This window comes from Occallatibacter sp. FHG110214_02, from assembly GCF_059115385.1.
The window spans coordinates 1-17516 of record NZ_JBZYWK010000037.1; the positions used below are offsets into that span (position 1 = coordinate 1).

15 protein-coding genes are annotated in these 17516 nt (G+C 59.8%); 6 read left to right on the forward strand and 9 right to left on the reverse strand.

All coding sequences use genetic code 11. The features are described from left to right. Window positions 1-623: 623 nt before the first annotated feature. From AC5S3R_RS19560 to rbfA, 4 genes are all read right to left on the reverse strand, one after another. The gene (locus tag AC5S3R_RS19560; RefSeq protein WP_494268874.1) at window positions 624-1652 is read right to left on the reverse strand and encodes a GNAT family N-acetyltransferase; all 1029 of its coding nucleotides are present in this window, start codon (window positions 1650-1652) and stop codon (window positions 624-626) included. A gap of 184 nt (window positions 1653-1836) precedes the next feature. Next, on the reverse strand, window positions 1837-3690 hold the full coding sequence (locus AC5S3R_RS19565; protein WP_494268875.1) for a glycosyltransferase family 39 protein: 1854 nt from the start codon (window positions 3688-3690) through the stop codon (window positions 1837-1839). Between the two features lie 136 nt (window positions 3691-3826). Then, a complete protein-coding gene (locus AC5S3R_RS19570; protein ID WP_494268876.1) occupies window positions 3827-4891 on the reverse strand; it encodes a DHH family phosphoesterase in 1065 nt (354 codons plus the stop codon). Between the two features lie 6 nt (window positions 4892-4897). Beyond that, the gene (gene rbfA / locus AC5S3R_RS19575; protein WP_494268877.1) at window positions 4898-5281 is read right to left on the reverse strand and encodes a 30S ribosome-binding factor RbfA; all 384 of its coding nucleotides are present in this window, start codon (window positions 5279-5281) and stop codon (window positions 4898-4900) included. A 332-nt stretch (window positions 5282-5613) separates the two neighbouring features. On the opposite strand from rbfA, the gene AC5S3R_RS19580 reads away from it, so the two are divergent. Both AC5S3R_RS19580 and AC5S3R_RS19585 read left to right on the forward strand, forming a co-directional pair. Beyond that, window positions 5614-6120 (forward strand): hypothetical protein, encoded by a 507-nt coding sequence (locus AC5S3R_RS19580; protein WP_494268878.1) that lies wholly within the window; start codon window positions 5614-5616, stop codon window positions 6118-6120. 59 nt (window positions 6121-6179) lie between these two features. Then, the gene (locus tag AC5S3R_RS19585; protein ID WP_494268879.1) at window positions 6180-6953 is read left to right on the forward strand and encodes a hypothetical protein; all 774 of its coding nucleotides are present in this window, start codon (window positions 6180-6182) and stop codon (window positions 6951-6953) included. A 98-nt stretch (window positions 6954-7051) separates the two neighbouring features. Here AC5S3R_RS19585 and AC5S3R_RS19590 read toward each other — a convergent pair whose 3' ends face one another. After that, window positions 7052-8191 (reverse strand): FAD-dependent oxidoreductase, encoded by a 1140-nt coding sequence (locus tag AC5S3R_RS19590; protein ID WP_494268880.1) that lies wholly within the window; start codon window positions 8189-8191, stop codon window positions 7052-7054. A gap of 98 nt (window positions 8192-8289) precedes the next feature. Here AC5S3R_RS19590 and AC5S3R_RS19595 point away from each other — a divergent pair, with 98 nt between their 5' ends. Both AC5S3R_RS19595 and AC5S3R_RS19600 read left to right on the forward strand, forming a co-directional pair. Continuing rightward, window positions 8290-8997, forward strand: coding sequence for a TetR/AcrR family transcriptional regulator (locus tag AC5S3R_RS19595; protein WP_494268882.1), 708 nt, complete (start codon window positions 8290-8292; stop codon window positions 8995-8997). A gap of 184 nt (window positions 8998-9181) precedes the next feature. After that, the gene (locus AC5S3R_RS19600; RefSeq protein WP_494268883.1) at window positions 9182-12115 is read left to right on the forward strand and encodes an FAD-binding and (Fe-S)-binding domain-containing protein; all 2934 of its coding nucleotides are present in this window, start codon (window positions 9182-9184) and stop codon (window positions 12113-12115) included. A gap of 86 nt (window positions 12116-12201) precedes the next feature. Here the strand turns inward: AC5S3R_RS19600 and AC5S3R_RS19605 are convergent, their stop codons facing one another. The 3 genes from AC5S3R_RS19605 to AC5S3R_RS19615 form a co-directional block, all read right to left on the reverse strand. Then, entirely contained in the window at window positions 12202-13551 is a 1350-nt protein-coding gene (locus AC5S3R_RS19605; RefSeq protein ID WP_494268884.1) for a M56 family metallopeptidase, read from the reverse strand. Further along, on the reverse strand, window positions 13548-13934 hold the full coding sequence (locus AC5S3R_RS19610; protein WP_494268885.1) for a BlaI/MecI/CopY family transcriptional regulator: 387 nt from the start codon (window positions 13932-13934) through the stop codon (window positions 13548-13550). Before AC5S3R_RS19610 ends, AC5S3R_RS19605 begins: the two co-directional genes overlap by 4 nt. Before the next feature lie 230 nt (window positions 13935-14164). Next, window positions 14165-15154: a hypothetical protein gene (locus AC5S3R_RS19615; protein WP_494268886.1), complete on the reverse strand. Its 990-nt coding sequence runs from the start codon at window positions 15152-15154 to the stop codon at window positions 14165-14167. A gap of 141 nt (window positions 15155-15295) precedes the next feature. On the opposite strand from AC5S3R_RS19615, the gene AC5S3R_RS19620 reads away from it, so the two are divergent. Then, a complete protein-coding gene (locus AC5S3R_RS19620) occupies window positions 15296-15592 on the forward strand; it encodes an antibiotic biosynthesis monooxygenase family protein (RefSeq protein ID WP_494268887.1) in 297 nt (98 codons plus the stop codon). Window positions 15593-15596: 4 nt separating this feature from the next. On the opposite strand, the gene AC5S3R_RS19625 is transcribed toward AC5S3R_RS19620, so the two are convergent. Further along, entirely contained in the window at window positions 15597-16703 is a 1107-nt protein-coding gene (locus AC5S3R_RS19625) for a VWA domain-containing protein (RefSeq protein WP_494268888.1), read from the reverse strand. Between the two features lie 371 nt (window positions 16704-17074). On the opposite strand from AC5S3R_RS19625, the gene AC5S3R_RS19630 reads away from it, so the two are divergent. Further along, on the forward strand, window positions 17075-17516 hold a 442-nt coding region (locus tag AC5S3R_RS19630), incomplete at its 3' end, for an ImuA'/RecA-like NTPase (protein WP_494268889.1).

A 17516-nucleotide genomic window follows, 5' to 3' on the forward strand; every position in this document is an offset into this window, starting at 1 on the left:
ACAGTTTCACAGTCCCGGTATCAAGAGGGGGGCCTCCTGCCTGATGCGCAGAGATTCAAAAACATGTCTCAGGGGCTAAAGCCTCAGTGCTTTCTTTTGGCCTTGATTGCCGGGGATAAATCCCCGGCCTGCTTTTTGTTTCTAATGCGCCCGGTGCTGTTGGCTTTCTCGTAATGCGTTTTAAATCAATTGGTTAGGTGCGGAACTTGGTGCTTATTGATTGGTTAACAGGTTTCTGAAAAGTGGTTACTTTTCAGAAAAAATAGCGCGAAAAAACTTTTTTGTGGTCTGGAAAGACAGAAAGCTCGGTTCGTTAGAACCGGGCTTTCTTGTTGGTGATTTTGAGTATGGCATAGATGGGGTTAATTGAGCGCAAGAGTTATCCACAGATTTGGGATTTATTTTGCATTGCATGCAGCGGATGCGCGCTTTGCGCGCCACGGGGATTTTGTGGCCCTCCCGGTAGTCGGGGTCGAGATGGGGTGTGGCAGTCAAAAAGGCAACCGCAGATCCTTCACTCCGCCTACCCCAATGCGCTTCGCTCAGGATGACACAGCCCTCTTTTGTGGGAGAGCTTGGACGGGGAGCTGAGATGGGAAGAGCTGAGAGTGGAGCGGTGAGACCTAGTGTCTTGTATGGCGTTCCCAGACGGCGGCGTCGAAGGTGTGGCGCATCTCGTAGGCTTCGCGGCGGTAGAGGTCGGTGGCTTCAGTGTTGGCTTCGGTGACTGTCAGGGAGACTTCTGTCATGCCCTGACGAAGGAAGCCCTGGGCGGCGATGCCTAGCAGGAAGCGGGCAAGGCCGCGGCGGCGGTCCTGCGGGCGGACGCAGAGCTGGGTGATGTGGCCGCTTTGGGCGCTGACGCGAGAGCAGAGCAGGAGCGCGACCGGCTCGCGGGTGGCGCGCTCGACGATAAGTTGCGAGACACCGGGGGCGAAGGTTCCGCAGCCGGAGTAGCGCACGATGTTGTGCAGGAAGCGGAGAGAGCCCTGCTGGGTGCGGTACTGGTCGTTGATGTAGCTGTCGGGGTGGTTGGCGTAGCTCTCGCAGATGAGGCGGCTGGCGGCGGTCAGGTCTTCGTCGCGCCAGGAGCGGACCTCGAGCCCGGTGGGAAGCTGGGCGCGCAGAGGGGAGAGCGTTTCGAGCGTGCGGACCATGAAGAGACGCGGGAAGAGCTGGAAGCCATGTTCGCGGAAGACGCCTTCATGCGAGCCGGAGCCGTGGAGAAGCAGTTGCGACTCGATGCGGTCTACATGCGGGGAGTGCTGCAGGGTTTCGAGGAGATGACGGAGGAGGGTTTCTTCGAGCTCGACGGCGGGCTGGGCTGGGCTCAGGGCCGGGTCGGCGAAGACGTCGCCGATGACGGCTTTGGTGTCCTCGTAGACGCAGAAAGAGTAAGCGGCGACGCGGGGGGCGGCGTGGCTGGGGGGTGGGTCGAGCTCGGACAGGCGGGCGGCTGGATTGGGTTCCAGAGCGGCGTAGCCGGGAAGCATGTGGCTGTCGAGGTACTGCATGAGCAGGCGGGCGGAGGCGTGGTAATCCCAATGCAGGCGCTGGCGCCATACGCGCTCCTCGGCCTCTAACAGCGGGCGCAGCATGGCCGCTGTAAAGTGCCGCAGGTCGAGAATCTCGTAGCTGACTCCAGAGGTCATGCGATTCCCCGGTCGGTCCCTATGTTGCTGATTCCTGCACAGGTCTTCCGGTTATTGTGCCGCAGAGTTCGATTTGTGGCAATGGATTGCAGCGGCTGCTGCCTTTGGCCGCCACGGAGATTTGTGGTCCTCCCGGTGGCCGGGTGGGGGGATGGGTGGGATTGGGAGAGGCTGGATTTTTTGGCTAGCGGGCGGTGGGGAAGTCTGTTGCGCCGGCCTGGCCTACCAGATAGACTGCCAGACCCTGTTCGGGCCAACTGAAGAGGGTTTCGTAGTGGCGGCCTTCGAGGTAAGCAGACAACATGCCGGCGGTGTGGAGGTCTTTGCCGCCGCTGCCGGTGATGCGGGCTACAAGCAAATGCTGCTCGGGAGGGACGCCGCTCTCTTCGTAGTTCACTACTTGATGGTTGCGGTAGAAGGAAAGGCCGTATTCCATGTCTCGGCGGACCTGGAAGACGGCTACGGTTTCAGTGGGTGGCGCGTAGGCGGTGAGCTTGTCGGCGAGGGGGCGCGCGGAGTAGGTGCGGTCGAGCATGTGGATGACGCGCTTGGTGCTTGCCCATGCGGGGATGACGAAGAACGGGCCTACTCCGTACATGAAGAGGAGGAGGACGGCCAGGACGGCGCAGGTAACGAGGCGGAGGCGGGCTACTCCGAAGCCGTTGACGACGATGACGATGAGCAGGGCCGCGCCGATGGCGGTGAGGGCGCCGATGATGAGCGGGTGTACCGGGGGCATGGCTGAGCCGTGGGCTACGAACCACGGGAGCATGAGCACGGCGAGCACGACGACTCCGGTGAGGGCGGCGTGGCCAAAGAGGACCCAGCGGTTGAGGCCCTTTTGGCGGCAGCGGTAGAGGTAGTCGCCGGTGAGGATGGTGATGGGCGGGATGGAGGGCAGGATGTAGCCGGGGAGCTTGGACTTTGAGAGCGAGAAGAAGATGAGCGGCACGATGGCCCAGATGACGAGGAATTCCGGGAAGCCGTCGCCGGGCTGCGGGATGCGGCGGGTGGGGGTTTTGGAGTGGCGAAGGCGCCATTCGGCGACGGAGGTCTGCACGCCATCGATGAAGGCGCGGACGGCTACGACCGTCCACGGCATGGTGGAGAGAATCAGCACGGGCAGGTAGTACCAGAAGGGCTGCATGTGCTGGTACTTATTGGTCGCGAAGCGCTGAAGATTCTGCTCCAGGAAGAACTCCCGGAAGAAGGTGGGGTTCTGGTGCTGGACGGCGATGAACCACGGCAGCACGATGGCGAAGTAGAGAAGGACGCCAGGCCACCAGAAGGATTTTTTGAGGATGGACCACTCTTTGCGCAGGGCGGCGAAGCTGACGAGGATGACGAGGTCCAGAAACGGCGCTACGGGGCCTTTGGCCAGGGTGGCTACGCCGGTGAAGAAATAGATGTCGAAGAGCCAGAACTTGGAGCCGGTTTCGAGCCAGGCGTACCAGCCGAGCAGGCCGATGGCGAGCGGGGCGGCCATTTGCATGTCGGTGGAGGCTCCGCGGGCGAAGCCGATGATGCCGAGACAGGCTACGGTGATGAGTGCCGCGTCGAGGTGGCCGCCGCGCCGGAAGCGGCGCATGTGGAGATAGATGAGGCCAGCCATGATGAAGGCGAAGCTGACGGATGGCAGGCGGGCGGACCAGTCGTGGACGCCTTCACTCTGGAAGACAAACATGGCGCGCCAGTAGTAGAGGGCGGGCTTTTCCAGCCAGGGGCGTCCGTAGAGGTAGGGCGTTACGCAGGCGCTGAGGCGCTCCTTGATGGTATGCGCGGAGTCGAAGCGGGCGAGCATTTCATGGGCAATTTGCGCGTAGCGGGGCTCGTCCGCGCCGACGAGGCCGAGGCCGTCGCCGCCGAGGAATGGGGTGACTCCGTAGGTGAGGAAAAAGACGGTGAAGAGAAGGAAGACTGCTGCTTCCGCGACGGTGGCCCAATTGGGGAGTTTGGAGCGCAGAGAGGCGGGCTCAACTGGCTCATGAGACGCCGGTTGCTGCAGAGGGGAGACTGAGGGGTTGGGATTACTCTCCACGACAGGGACTAGGCTATCAGACGAGGGAAGAGGGACCAAGGGAACGAGGGAACGAGATGCGGGTTGCGGGAACTGGGTGTATTGCTGGTGGGAGGAAATTGCTGACAGGAAGAACGAACAGTGCGGGATGCGGGTTTTATTGTTCCCTTGTTCCCTTGTTCTCTTGTTCCCTGCTTTTTCTCAGCACTGCCAGGATTTCTTCGCGTGCTTTTTCTAAGGGGCCTTCCAAGGTCAGGCCAGCGGCTTTTTCGTGGCCGCCGCCGCCGAGGGCTTCGGCTATGGCGGCTACGTCGATGTTGCCTTTGCTGCGGAGGCTGAGGCGGATGCGGCCTTCGGGGAGTTCGCGGAGGTAGACGGCGGCGCGCACGCCGCTGATGCCGATGGCGTGGTCCACGATGCCTTCGTGGTCTTCTTCTACGGCGGCGGTGCGCGCAACGTCTGCGTTGGTTACCCAGAGCCAGGCGAGGCCGTTTTCGGCGTGCAGGGTGTTGAGGGCTGCGCCGAGCAGGAGCATCTTGGAGATGGGCGTGGAGTAGTAGATTTTTTGCGCGATGAGGATGGGGTCGGCTCCGGCGGCGGTGAGGTCGCGAGCTACCTCAAAGGTGGAGCTTTTGGTGCCGCCGTAGCAGAAGCCGCCGGTATCCGTAAGGAGCGTGGTGTAGAGGCAGGTGGCTATTTCCGGGGTAAGATGGACGCCGGTGGATTGGGCCTCTGCAGCTTTGATGAGGCGGTAGACCAGCTCGCCGACGCTGGCGGCTTCGGGGACGATCCAGTTGCAGTGGCCGTAGTTTTTGCCGCTGGTGTGGTGGTCGATATTGATATGGAAGAAGGGTTCGAGGCCGAGGACCTTGGAGCGGTCGAGGCTGTCGCACTCGAGCAGGATTACCGCATCGTAGGGGCCGCGGACGCGGAGGGCGAGGCGGATGTCATGTGCGCCGGGGAGGTCGCGGTAGACGACGGGGATGCTGTCGGCGGTGACGAGCTCGGCGTATTTTCCGAGCTGGTTGAGGAGCATGCCCATGGCAAGCATGGAGCCTACGGCGTCGCCGTCAGGGCGGGAGTGGGAGCAGACAAGGAAGCGCTCGCCTTTTTGCAGCAAGTCAAGAAGAGCGGGGATGGGCTCAGACGGGACGTAGCCTACGGGCCAGTCCGGCATGGGGCTGGAGGCGTCGCCTGGCTGTTTTTGGGGAAGGCTGGCCATGCGGGGCTATTCCGTCGCTTTCTGCCGCTTTCGGCCACGGCTCATCAGCTCGTCAATGCGCGCGGTCAGGCGGCCGGAGCGGTCGGCGAAGAAGGCCAGCTCGGGTACGTGGCGGACGCCCATGCGCTCCTTTAACTCAAAGCGGATGTAGCCTTTTGCGGCTTCGAGGCCGGCGACGGTTTCTTTTTCGGCCTTGTCGATGTTGGGGGTGTTGCTGTCCAGCTCGATGTAGACGCGGGCGGATTTGCCGCCGGGGTTAAGCACGACTTCGCTGACGTGACACGAGGCGATGCGCGGGTCTGAAAGCTCGCCTCCAATCATGGCGCCGATTTCTTCGCGCAGAGTCTCGGCTACGCGGTCCTGGTGGTGCTTGCGCCCCCTTTGCTCCATTTGGCAACTCCTCAAAAACAACGCGCCCTGTCCGTGTTTTGGATTGGACAAAGCGCAAAGCTAAACTATTAAGCATACCACCCACTGAGCATGGAGATGGCTGCCACTGCGGCACCGTTCTTGCCACTCCCAAAATGTGCCTTTCGGCTAGCGGGAGAACCATATATTGACGCGTGCGGTACACCTGGCGGCGAAGCCGCAATCCGCCGCACGCGAAGTGCTATTCTTAGCGCGTGAAGCACGGTGGAACTACTGCGATAACCGCTCTTTTCCTTGGGTTTGGGATGTTTGCGCTCACGGCCTGCCACAAGCAGGAACAGGAAGTTGTGGGCGTGGCACAGAACGCGGCGCACTCGGCGCAGAAGGTGGCGGCCAGCGCTGCCGCCAATGCGAGGAATGCGGAGCTGCATGCGCAGGCGGCCGCGACTGAGTCGGCTACGGAACGCGCGGCGCTGCAGCATATTCCGCTGCCTACCAAGAGCCTCTACATGAATGTGCATGATCCGGCGGAGTGGAAGAATCCGTTTCTGACGGTGGATGCGGAGCGCCTGGACTTGCATGTGGTGATGGCGGACGCGAATACGAGCCCCGTTGGCGAGGGCAGCATGCTGCGCCCCGAGGCGGCGCGGAAGCAGGAGATCCAGATTCACCTGAACGACATGGCGAAGGCGCTGATTGCGCTGCCGGATGGCGCCTGGCGCTATGGGCGCGTGGTGGCGATTGCGGAGTCTCCGGAGGCGGCACGCAAGGAGCGGCCTATCATTCGGCGGAATATGGAAGCAGCGATTCAGAAGCTGAATGATATGGGGATTGTGGTGGAGGAGTGGCCTTCGCGGTAGGACTAGCCGTTCAGGCAGCGGCGGATTTGCCGCCACAACATTGCTCGTAGAATTCTCTTATGCCGCCCAAGCAAGGCAATCCTTTTTGGAAATACACAGGTTCCGTTCTGATATTTGTTTTCCTACTGTGGCTTGCGCATGCCGTGGGCTACCTTGTGCATGAGTATGCGCATTCCTTTGTTGCGTGGGCGCTGCGCTGCAAGGCAAACCCGCTGGCTCTCAATTACGGAGGCCTTACGTGGGATAACATTCTCTATCTCAACGACATTGACGAGAATGTCGATTATGACCCCATCTTTCAGGCTGGTCATGGCTTTTTAGCCGCGCTAATTGCTGTTGCCGGTGTGTTGTTTGGCAATGGTTTGTTCTATGTGCTGTCGAGATATTTCTATTCCAAATCCAAAATCCACGGCAGAAGAATCGCCGCGTTTTTCTGGTTCCTTCTCTGCATAATGTGCGTGGGCAATTTCATCTCCTACGTGCCGAACCGCACCTTTACGACGCACGCAGATATGGCTACTGTGGAACGCGGCCTGAACATCTCGCCCTGGTGGATTGCGATTGTGCTGGGTATCCCCTTTTGCATCGCTGTGGTGCACTTCTTTGCGAGGATTCTTCCGGACGCGATGCGGCTTTTCTTTCCGAACTCCAGACTCGGACAGGTATTTCTTCTTCTGCTTACTTCGTGGGTGATTTGCGAGTTCTTTGGTGCGAGTGGACTGCATCGTTACGGGGATATTTCGCACCGGATCTCGTCGGTTTGGGTCTACATACTCTTTCCTGTGACGGTCATCCTTTGCTGGCCGCGCCGAGGCACTGCCATTCCTGTATGACCTCCTCAACGTTTGCCATCTCCGACCAGATGCCGCTGCTTGAGCATGGAAGCTTTTTGGTTGGCCAATCGCCGGAACGTGAAGATAAAGAACGGATGTTACTTGACGGGCTGGTAACTGGTAAACAAATCAACCACGCTCTGAGGCGAGTTTTCGTCGAAGAACAGCTTGATGTTCCGGTTTGCCTCCACAGCCGCGGACGCGCTGCGAGGGAAAAGGTCTTTTTCATATGCGATGAGCGCAGCTTCAATATCACCGGGGTGAGCGGCTATAGCCTTCCCGAGTTCCGCGCCGTCGTACATCGCTAGATTGGCTCCTTCGCCAGCGAACGGTGACATCAGGTGCGCTGCATCGCCGATCAGTGTCACACCGGGCACGCGGTTCCATCTGTGTTCGATCGGAAGCGCATAGATAGGGCGAAGTACGGGATCGGTTTCCGTGGCGGTGAGAAGTGCTGTCAACGCGGGGGCCCATCCGTCAAATTCCGCGGCGACGCGTGCCAGGGTAGCTACCGGGTCGGAGAAGTCGATGCTGGCGATCCAGCCCTCCGGCTTGTTGAGTGCCACGTACGCGTGCAGCGTGGCCTTGGCCTCGCGGTGTGCCATGATGCCTTTGCCTGGCGCAAGCGCCATCATCGTGCCCCTGCCAACTGCTTCCGCACTTGCCTTGTGACGTGCTTCGCAGTCGAAAAGGAAGGTCTCGATGAAAGCGGTGCCGACATACGCCGGTTTCGCGTCGGAGAGGAGCGGACGCACTCTGGACCACGCTCCGTCCGCTCCCACGAGGACGTCGGTCGTCACTGTCGATCCATTTGCGAAGGTCACCTCGTGCCTCCCACGGCCGAGGGAAGAGACTGCTGTGACCTTGTGCCCCCAGCGGACTGTGCCGGCAGGAAGGGATTCCAGCAGAATGCGACGAAGGTTTCCGCGGGGCACCTCAGGTCGACCGCCGTTGCCCTTGTCCGGCTGGTACAGAAGTACGTTGGCGTCCCTGTCGAGAACGTACTGTGACTCAGCCTCAGCCTGGATGAGCTTGCGGAATTCTTCAAAGAGTCCCGCTGCCTTGAGTGCGAGCTGCCCGTTGTATTCGTGGATATCGAGCAAGCCACCTTGTCCGCGCGCGTCGGCCGAAGCTTCCGCTTCGTAGACTGTCGCGGCAATGCCGTGAACGTGAAGGACGCGCGCAAGTGTCAGGCCGCCTAGCCCGCCACCGATGATTGTGATTGGAGTATTCCTCATGATTCCTTCCTGATTCGAGGTTGCCGCGTATTTTTCGGTGACTATGGAACGATATTCCATTATTATGGAATGACGTTCCATGTATGTCAAAATGAGGTATGGTTCAAAAAACGCGCGGCAAGAAGACGAGTAGCAGCCAACGACGAGAAGAATCGCTCTCACGGGAGCAAATCATTGAAGCGTCGATCGAGCTTTTGGATGGCAGCGGAGAAGAGGGTCTGACGTTTCGCGCGCTGTCCGAACGGCTCGCCACCGGTCCCGGCGCTATTTACTGGCACATCGCCAACAAGAGCGATCTGCTGACCGCCGCATGCGATGCCATCATCGCCAGCACCATGAACGCACCGCTGGCTTCGGTCACGCGCGTCACGACGCCACATGCGACCATTCGCCTGTTGGCCCTGGCGATGTTTGACGCCATCGACGCGCATCCGTGGGTTGGCTCGGCGCTCACACGCGCCCTGGAGCAGTCGCCGATGGTGCGCATCGTGGAGCGCATTGGCCAGCAGATTCAAGCCCTCGGCGTGCCGAAGAAAGAACACTGGATAACTGTATCTGCGTTGCTGAACTATATCCTCGGCGTCGCTGGGAGGAATGCAGCCAACGGGCAGCTCGCCCGGACGCAAGGCTTCGACAGATCCGACGTCCTGGAGGCGGTATCGACTGTGTGGTCGCAACTCGATCCGGAGGAGTACCCGTTTGCGCGCAGCCTGGCAGCACAGATGCGCGCTCACGACGACCGAAAGGATTTTCTCGCCGGGATCGATCTCATCCTCAGAGGTATCGGCTCCCCGCGCCGAAGATAGGTCGAAGCCGCATTAGAGTGGTACCGAAAACGCGCCTCTCGTTATCGATATAGGGTTTCTCGATGAGCACTCAATCTCCGATGTGCTGATTGAGCTGGTGAGGGGAGCCAATCTTTTTGGTTGAGATTGAGTAAGTTGTAATGACGCAGCGACCTCCCGGCGCCGGAAGCGCTAACATTCCTGTGTGACTACCTCGACCTTTGCAATCCTCGGACAGCAGGCTCCGCTTGAGCATGAAAAATTTGACGCGCATCGTGAGCTGGAAGCGCGGCTGAAAGCAACGCTGCGCGGTGACGTGCGCTTTGATTTGGGCTCGCGGGCGCTGTATGCGGCGGATGCTTCCAACTACAGGCAGCTTCCGGTGGGTGTGATTCTGCCGCGCGATGCGGCGGATGTGGAGGCGGCGGTTGCTGCCTGCCGCGCCGTGGGTGCTGCGATTTTGCCGCGTGGCGCGGGCACGAGCCTTGCGGGACAGTGCGCGAATGTGGCCGTGGTTTTTGATTACTCGAAGTACATGAATGGGCTTGGGTCGATTGATGCTGCTGCGAAGCTTGCCGTGGTGCAGCCGGGGATTGTGCTGGATCGATTGCGCGAGGCGGCGGAGGAATATCACCTGACGTATGCGCCGGACCCGGCGACGCACAGCCGCTGCACGCTGGGCGGCATGATGGGCAACAACAGTTGCGGCGTGCATGGGCTGCTGGGCGGGAAAGTCTCCGATAACGTGGAGGCGCTCGACGTTGTGCTGTATGACGGCACGCGGCTGACGGTTGGCAAGACGAGTGACGAGGAGCTGGCGGCGAAGATTCGCGGCGGCGGACGTGTGGGGGAGATTTATACGGGGCTGGCGCGGATTCGCGACCGCTATGCAGAGCTGATTCGGGCGAAGTATCCGCGGATACCGCGGCGGGTTTCTGGCTACAACCTTGACGAGCTGCTGCCGGAGAACGGCTTTCATGTGGCGCGGGCGCTGATTGGGTCGGAGGGGACTTGCGCGAGCATTGTCGGCGCTACGCTGAACCTTGTTGCGAGCCCGCCGTATCGTGTGCTGACGGCGCTGGGATTTCCGGATGCCTTCCAGGCTGCCGATGCAGTGCCGCTGGCGCTGGAGCATAAGCCGATTGGGCTGGAGGGCATGGACGATCTGCTGATGAGTTTTATGCGGCGGAAGAATCTTGCGGTTGAGAATGTGAAGCTGCTGCCGGAGGGTGGTGGGTTTCTGCTTGTTGAGATGGGCGCCTGGAGTGCGGAAGAGGCCCAGGCACAGGCGGAGGCGCTGGCTCGTGCGGCGCAGCAGTGGCCTGTGGCGCCTGCGGTGCGCATCTATGACGCGGAAGAGGCGAAGCGCGTGTGGGCGGTGCGTGAGTCTGCACTGGGCGCGACGGTGTTTGTTCCCGGCGAGCCGGAGGGTTGGGAAGGCTGGGAGGATGCGGGGATTCCGCCGGAGCATTTGGGGCAGTATCTGCGCAGGCTGACGGCTCTGATGGCGGAGTATGGGTATCGCAGCGCGCTGTACGGGCACTATGGGCAAGGGTGCGTGCATCTTCGGATCAACTTCGATTTCCATACGGCGGAGGGGATTAAGAACTTTCGCGAGTTTTTAGATCGCGCAGCGGATTTGGTGTTGAGTTTTGGCGGGTCGCTGAGCGGTGAGCATGGGGACGGGCAGGCTCGGGCGGCGTTGTTGCCGAAGATGTTTGGGCCGGAGCTGATGGGGGCTTTTCGCGAGTTCAAGGCGCTGTGGGACCCGCAGAACAGAATGAATCCCGGCAAGCTGGTGGATGCGGTGCGCGTGTATGACCCGGTTGAGAATTTGCGGCATGGGTTGGGGCAGGGGCATACGCATGTGAATTCGCATTTTGCGTTTGCGAAGGATGGCGGCTCGATGGAGCGGGCTACGGAGCGCTGCGTAGGTGTGGGCGCTTGCCGCAAGACGAGCGGCGGGGTGATGTGTCCGAGTTATCGCGCTACGGGCGAGGAACAGCACTCGACGCGTGGACGGGCGCGGCTGTTGTGGGAGATGCTGGCGGGGGATTTGCGGGCGGAGGGATTTGGTTCAGAGTCGGTTGAGAATGCGCTGGACCTTTGCCTGAGCTGCAAGGCTTGCAAGACGGAGTGCCCGGTGCAGGTGGACATGGCGCAGTACAAGAGCGAGTTCCTGGCGCAGAGGTACAAGGGCAAGCCACATCCGCTGCATCACTATGTTTTTGGCTTTGCGGACAAGCTGGCGAAGTGGGGGTCGATTGCGCCTGAGTTTACGAATCGGATTTTGAATGGGGCGGTTACGGGTTCGCTTATCAAGCGGATTGTGGGTGTTGCGAAGGAGCGCGAGTTTCCGCAGTTGGCGGCGCGGCCTTATACGTACAAGCGGCCATTCAAAGGATGCGATGTGAACTCGCCTGCGGTGGAGGTGGTGCTGTGGGCGGATACGTGGAACAACTATTACCATCCGCAGACGCTGGGCGCGGCGGAGACGCTGCTGACGGAGGCAGGCTTTCATGTGCTGACACCGTATAACCACATGTGCTGCGGGCGTCCGCTGTATGACTTTGGGCTGCTGGGCGAGGCGAAGAAGTATCTTGCCGATGTGCTGGAGCAGATGGAGCCGGAGATTTATGCGGGGCTGCCATTTATCTTTCTTGAGCCGAGCTGTGCGAGCGTCTTTAAGGACGAGCTGCCGGAGCTTTTTCCGAAGGATGAGCGGGCGAGGAAGCTGCGCGAGCAGGTTTGGCTGCTGGCGGACTGGCTTGCGGCGAAGGCCCCTGACTCTGTTGCGGGTCGGCTTGAGGGCAAGCGCGTGCTGATTCATGGGCACTGCCATCACAAGGCTGTTTTTGGCGGGCCTTCTAAAGAGATTGATTTGCTGCGGAGGGCTGGGGCTACGGTGGAGCCAATTGAGACGACTTGCTGCGGGATGGCGGGGCCGTTTGGGTTTGAGGCGGATAAGTTTGAGGTCTCGAAGACGATTGCAGGGCTTGGGTTGTTGCCTGCCGTGGATGCGGCTTCGGCAGAGACGATTGTGGTTGCGGATGGGTTCAGTTGCCGGGAGCAGATTGCGCAGTTGGGACATCGCGAGGCGCGGCATTTTGCGGAGGCGCTGGTGCGGGGGAAGGACTAGGGAAACGGGCGGTATTGGTCTCCCACCCTTGCGACAGAAAAAAGTCGCAAGGATGGGGCACGGCGCTTGTTGGAAGGTCCGGCAATCTACTTTGTGAGGGAGTAGATGATGTTGACGCTTGTATCTACTACGACAGGGTTTCCATTCAACAGAAAGGGCTTGTAGGTCCACTGCTTGACTGCATCGACGGAAGGTTGGCGAAGCACCTTTGGGCCTGAGATTGGTTGCACTTCCTTCACGGTTCCGTCCTTGCTGATGACTGCGTGCAGCACGACTGTGCCTTGTATCTTTTTCTTCTTCGCATCTTCGGGATACTTAGGTGGAACCTTGTTCAGCACATTGTTCTGCATCTTTTCGGCAGAGACGCTGAGCACGCCGGGGGATTTGACGTGGATGCCTGAGTCTTTTGCGGCCTGTGCGTTGACGTGCATGGTGAGGCTGAGGACTCCCATGCAGGTTGCTATGCCTAACACTGCGCACGTGGCCATGATGGCCAGCCGGCGCATGCCACGAATCTCCGTTTGCTTTGTGGTCAGCTTCATAAGTCTCCTTTCAAACAGGTTGGCATCGAAGATTCCGATGGCGTGAGCAGTTCTTGCGGGCCTTCCCTCGACAAGCAGCGAGGCGAGCTTGAGCAGGGAGCGTGCGTATTGGTTGCGGCCGCCGATTTCCGCCGCCATCTGGTCGCAGACCATCTCGCGGCTTTCCATGATGCGTTCGCGGGTGAGCCGGAAGAGCGGGTGGTAGCTCACGGGCAGCGAGAGCAGTTCGTAGATTGCGTTTTTGAAGAAGTCATTGCGGCGGATGTGCGCGAACTCATGCGCGAGGATGGTTTGCATCTCCGCTTCTGTGAGGCTGGCGAGCATTCCTTCCGGCAGCAGCACCAGCTTGTGCGCTATGCCCATGGTTACCGGGCCGAAGATGCGCGGAGAGGCAGCGATGGATGCGGCTTTGACGCGGAATTTTTCGGCGCACTGCGTCCAGCAGAGAGCGGCTTCGGCTGTGAGCGTGATGGCTGTGGCTTCGTTGCGGATGGTGTGGAGCTTCCACCATCTCCAGAGGAAACGCGCTACGAAATAAGCGCATACGGCGATGTAGAGAATGGTGATGATGGCGAGCAGTTGCGTGGGCAGGGAGAGCGCGTTCCATGCGGCGCCGGGACCCATGACGATTGAGACGCGGCCTTCTTCGGGGCCGGTTGTGCTGGCCGCGAACAAGTGTGTGCGCAGCCATGCGTATGGCAGCGCGGGGCATGCGGGCAATACGGCCTGCAGTACAAGAACGCTGACCCATGCGCGGTGCTCGGCACGGGCGCTGATGGGACGCAGCAGGCGCACGGCCAGCCATCCGGCGGCGAAGAGCACGGGGATTTGCCAGAGCGAGTTGAGAAGGTAGGAGAGGATGCCGGATTCGATTGCGGCGGCGAGGCTTGTCATGATTCGCCTCCTTCTTCCTGATGGAATCGCTTGGTTAGTTCGGCCAGCTTTTTTGCGTCGAGCTGCTTGCTTTTGAGCAGGCTCATTACCAGCTCTTCGCTGGAGCCGCCGAACATGCGGTCCACCAGGTCGCGCACGCTGTGGCCCAGCGCTTTGGCTTCCGTGACTTTGGGCGTGTAGAGATACGCGCGGCCTTCAAGCTCGCGGCGGAGCTTGCCCTTGCGCTCCAGGATGTTCAGCATCGTCTGCACGGTGGTGTAGGCCAGCGGAGGATCGAGCTCCGCCTGCACGGCGCTTACCGTGCTGCTGCCGCGCCTCCACAGCACCTGCATGATTTTCAGCTCAAGCTTTGTGAATGCGGCTTTGTCGGGCTTCCTGGTCATGCTTTCTCCTAATGAATTAGGACTTTAAGCCTGTGGAGAAAGCTTGTCAACTAAGATTTTAGGAGTTGGGGAAAATATTTTGGGATTTAGCTGCGGGTGTAGATAAGAGTTTGAGAGGGGAGCAGCAATTCTGGCGAAGCACAGAGCAGGAAAGCGAACGGTCGAGGTATCCCAAAGCTCGCCAAAAAGGCTTGGGATACCCTACCCATCAAAGACATCTGAATGCTGCGCTAGAATGTGACGCTGTGCACCTTGCCGTTTCCGTATACCTTCATTTTGATATCAAGCGCGCCTGGGCCACCGCGAATCGTATTTACTTGAACTCCGTTAATCGCAACTTTATCCGCATTAGCCAAGTCAGGCATGGCACCGCGAACCGTTGCCCGGAATTGTTGGTCCGTATGAATGTTGCCATAGGCATGCACCCCTGGCCAACGATTGTTTACATTCGCTATATTTACAAGGATTTTACGGGTTTCGGCTACGCGATTTCCCAACTGCCCGTCAGCGGATACGATTCGGCTGGTGACAGTGCCGACATTTGCTGAATTTACTGTTTTGATCTCTTTCACCGTAGTCTGGCCGCGTGAATTTATATAGCTGATATCCGCATCCGTATTGTCATTGGCTGACATGATGGCAACACGCCGCTTAGCGCCAATCTTGTTCAACAGCCGTTCTACTTCAAAAAGCTCTGTGTTACGCGCGTCAACTTGATCGATGTACTTCAAGCTGAAATCCAGAAAACCTGAGGCAGCGTTATCTTTGGTAGCGCCTGCCGGTTCATTTGTGTATGCAGTGTGTACTGCAATAGCAGAGGCATGCGCACGATTCATCTCAGCCTGGAGATAATTGAAATTCTGGAGCGCTTCCGCTAAATCAGTTGCCGCAGTTCGCTGAATCGTAGCTCCTGGCCTGTTGGCAACTGCCGGCAAGCCCGTCGCCGTCCCTTTTATTTGCCGCAGAGGCAGTCCCTGATTATTCTGCACGGCTTTACGCATCACCTGAACTCCTGGCCGATAGACAGGAGGAGCCATTGCTGCCTTCACTGGAGTATTTGGCTGCAGCATTGGCCGATAAACCGGCGGCGGTCCCGTTGCGATCTTTCTCTGCGCACTTGCTTGCGGCGCTGGGCGATAGACAGGGGGCGCGGATGGGTTACGACCAGGCGGCAGTGCGGCGGATTGTCTGCCTGCTTGAAGAACGGCTGGAAATGACATCTTCTTCTCCCTCTTTATCTATATGCCGCCATGGTATACCCAATTCCACGATTGCCCGAAAAAACCTGTACGAACCGTTTAGCTCAGTACGTAAGCCAATGCCTCAACAATGCGTTAACCTGCCTGCGATACCATCGGAACATGTTTATCGTTGTCTGGCAGTTTGAGGTTGCTGAGGAGAATGTTGCCGCTTTTGAAGCTGCTTATGGCTCGGAGGGCGTGTGGTCGCAGCTCTTTCGCTTGTCGCCGGAGTACCAGGGGACGGAACTGCTGCATGATGCTTATGTGCCGGCCAGCTACCTGACGATTGACCGCTGGACGAGCGAAGAGGCGTTTCGCGCCTTTCGCAAGGAGCACGATGCGGCCTATGAAGCGCTGGACCGCCAGTGCGATGCGCTGACGGCCCGTGAAACGCGGATTGGCGCTTATAACGCTTAAATAATTACGGCTCGGGAGCCTTGTCCGGTGGAGTGGTTTTGGCTCCCGGGGGCTGCGGCTGGGCATAGTAGCTGACGTTGGTGCGGATGCTGGCGTCAGGGTGAGCGGCCTGCACGCGGAGCTCATGGTACTCATTGGGCTTGCCGCCGGGAGCAGCTTCAAAGGCTAGCTGGTAGTAGGTTCCGGCATCGTGCAGGACGGAGTTGATGGCGCCGACGATGTCATTCCCGGCCACGAGGGCGCGGCCTCCGGAGTGCTCGGCCAGCACCTGCAGGGCAAGGTAGGGGTATTCGGCCTGTTCAACCTTCTTTACCGGCTTGCGATAGGCCTGGTAGAAGAATGGATCCGTGCTGCCGACGATAAACGGGTTGATGCTGTAAAGCGCGGCGTGGGCTTCGCGCAGCGTGTTGGTCAACTGCACAAGCGTGCCGAAGGCCCATTCGCGCTGCTTGGTGCTCTCCTGCACGCCGGCCTGGGCGAGCATGGGCCAGCCGGGGCCGAGAACGATAATCAGCTTGCGGCCCGGGACGCGTTTCTGCTGGAGCGCAATCTGGTCGAGGGCGCGAAGAGAGTCCATGAGCCGTTCGGCTGCGCCGTAAAAACCCGCGTCGCGGCCAACGGGGCGGATTTGGGTTTGGGCCTTTGCCAGCACGTCGTTGAGTAGATGGCCGTCCTGCGAGTAACCCTGCGCCAGCTTCACGCCTGTTTCTGTCATGACGGCGAGGGAGGTGGGATGGCCGAGCTTGCCGCCGTCCTGGTTGAAGTACTCGTTGAGCTGCTCGCGGATGCGGGCAACAACCGTGACGGGGATATTGATTTCATCGATGACGAGAAGGACGCTGACGGCTTGCGGAGAGGTTTCCGCATCGACGGCGCGCCAGGAGACGATGGGCTGAGGCTTGCCGTTGTCGAGGATGGTGAAATCCTGCTGCGTGAGGCCGCGGACGGCGTGGCCGAGCTTGTCTGAGGCGAAGACGTCGAGGGTGATTTTGTCGGGGCCGGTTGCAGCGGGCGTTGCGGCGGGCTGTTGGGCGGGCGCAGGCGGGACGGGAAGAACCAGCAGGCAAATGACTGACAGGAAAAGCGATGAGATGGAGCGGAGAGAACGCACTTTTTCCTCCTGATGGGCCTGCTCTGGGCTTGCTCTGGGCTTGCTCTGGGCTGCAAGCCGAATTAGCCGGCCTAAGGCAAGAGACGGACTGGCTGGCTAAAAGATGCAAATACGCGGAAATTGTAGCCGCCGGGGCGATGGGCGGAATCCGTTTGCTGCTACAATTTGAGCCAAATGCACCGGAAAAGTGAAGGCAGGATGGGTGCTCGTGCGTTGCGCGGAGCCGCGAATGGCGTTTTGCGCGCGGGTTCTATCCGGGCGCCTGCCGGGTGTCTTGCGCGCCAACCTGCTGTGCAAATCTTGGTGTGCGAACCGGGCCCGGAACCACTATTCTGAGTTAAGGAACGCAGAAGGAGATATCCCCCATGGCCATTGCCGACGACCGCGCAAAAGCAGTAGAACTAGCACTCTCACAAATAGAAAAACAGTTCGGCAAAGGGTCGATCGTGCGGCTTGGCTCGCGCGAGGCGCTGATTCCGATTTCCGTTATCTCGACGGGCAGCATCAGCTTTGACGCGGCGCTGGGCGTGGGCGGGATTCCCCGTGGCCGCGTGATTGAGATTTACGGGCCTGAGTCTTCAGGCAAGACGACGATTACGCTGCAGATTATTGCCGAGGCGCAGCGGATGGGCGGGCTGGCGGCCTTTGTGGACGCTGAGCACGCGCTTGACCCGGGCTATGCGAAGAAGCTGGGCGTGGATGTGGACAATCTGCTTGTCTCGCAGCCGGACTCGGGCGAGCAGGCGTTGGAAATTACGGAAGCGCTGGTGCGCTCGGGCGCGATTGATGTGCTGGTTGTGGACTCAGTGGCGG

What these genes read in the sequence shown, in the direction of transcription:
- AC5S3R_RS19560 (WP_494268874.1), bottom strand. Translation starts at nt 1,652, where the DNA reads ATGACCTCTGGAGTCAGCTACGAGATTCTCGACCTGCGGCACTTTACA.
- rbfA (WP_494268877.1), bottom strand. Translation starts at nt 5,281, where the DNA reads ATGGAGCAAAGGGGGCGCAAGCACCACCAGGACCGCGTAGCCGAGACT.
- AC5S3R_RS19605 (WP_494268884.1), bottom strand. Translation starts at nt 13,551, where the DNA reads ATGACAAGCCTCGCCGCCGCAATCGAATCCGGCATCCTCTCCTACCTT.
- AC5S3R_RS19610 (WP_494268885.1), bottom strand. Translation starts at nt 13,934, where the DNA reads ATGACCAGGAAGCCCGACAAAGCCGCATTCACAAAGCTTGAGCTGAAA.
- AC5S3R_RS19620 (WP_494268887.1), top strand. Translation starts at nt 15,296, where the DNA reads ATGTTTATCGTTGTCTGGCAGTTTGAGGTTGCTGAGGAGAATGTTGCC.
- AC5S3R_RS19570 (WP_494268876.1), bottom strand. Translation starts at nt 4,891, where the DNA reads ATGGCCAGCCTTCCCCAAAAACAGCCAGGCGACGCCTCCAGCCCCATG.
- AC5S3R_RS19615 (WP_494268886.1), bottom strand. Translation starts at nt 15,154, where the DNA reads ATGTCATTTCCAGCCGTTCTTCAAGCAGGCAGACAATCCGCCGCACTG.
- AC5S3R_RS19585 (WP_494268879.1), top strand. Translation starts at nt 6,180, where the DNA reads ATGCCGCCCAAGCAAGGCAATCCTTTTTGGAAATACACAGGTTCCGTT.
- AC5S3R_RS19595 (WP_494268882.1), top strand. Translation starts at nt 8,290, where the DNA reads ATGGTTCAAAAAACGCGCGGCAAGAAGACGAGTAGCAGCCAACGACGA.
- AC5S3R_RS19590 (WP_494268880.1), bottom strand. Translation starts at nt 8,191, where the DNA reads ATGAGGAATACTCCAATCACAATCATCGGTGGCGGGCTAGGCGGCCTG.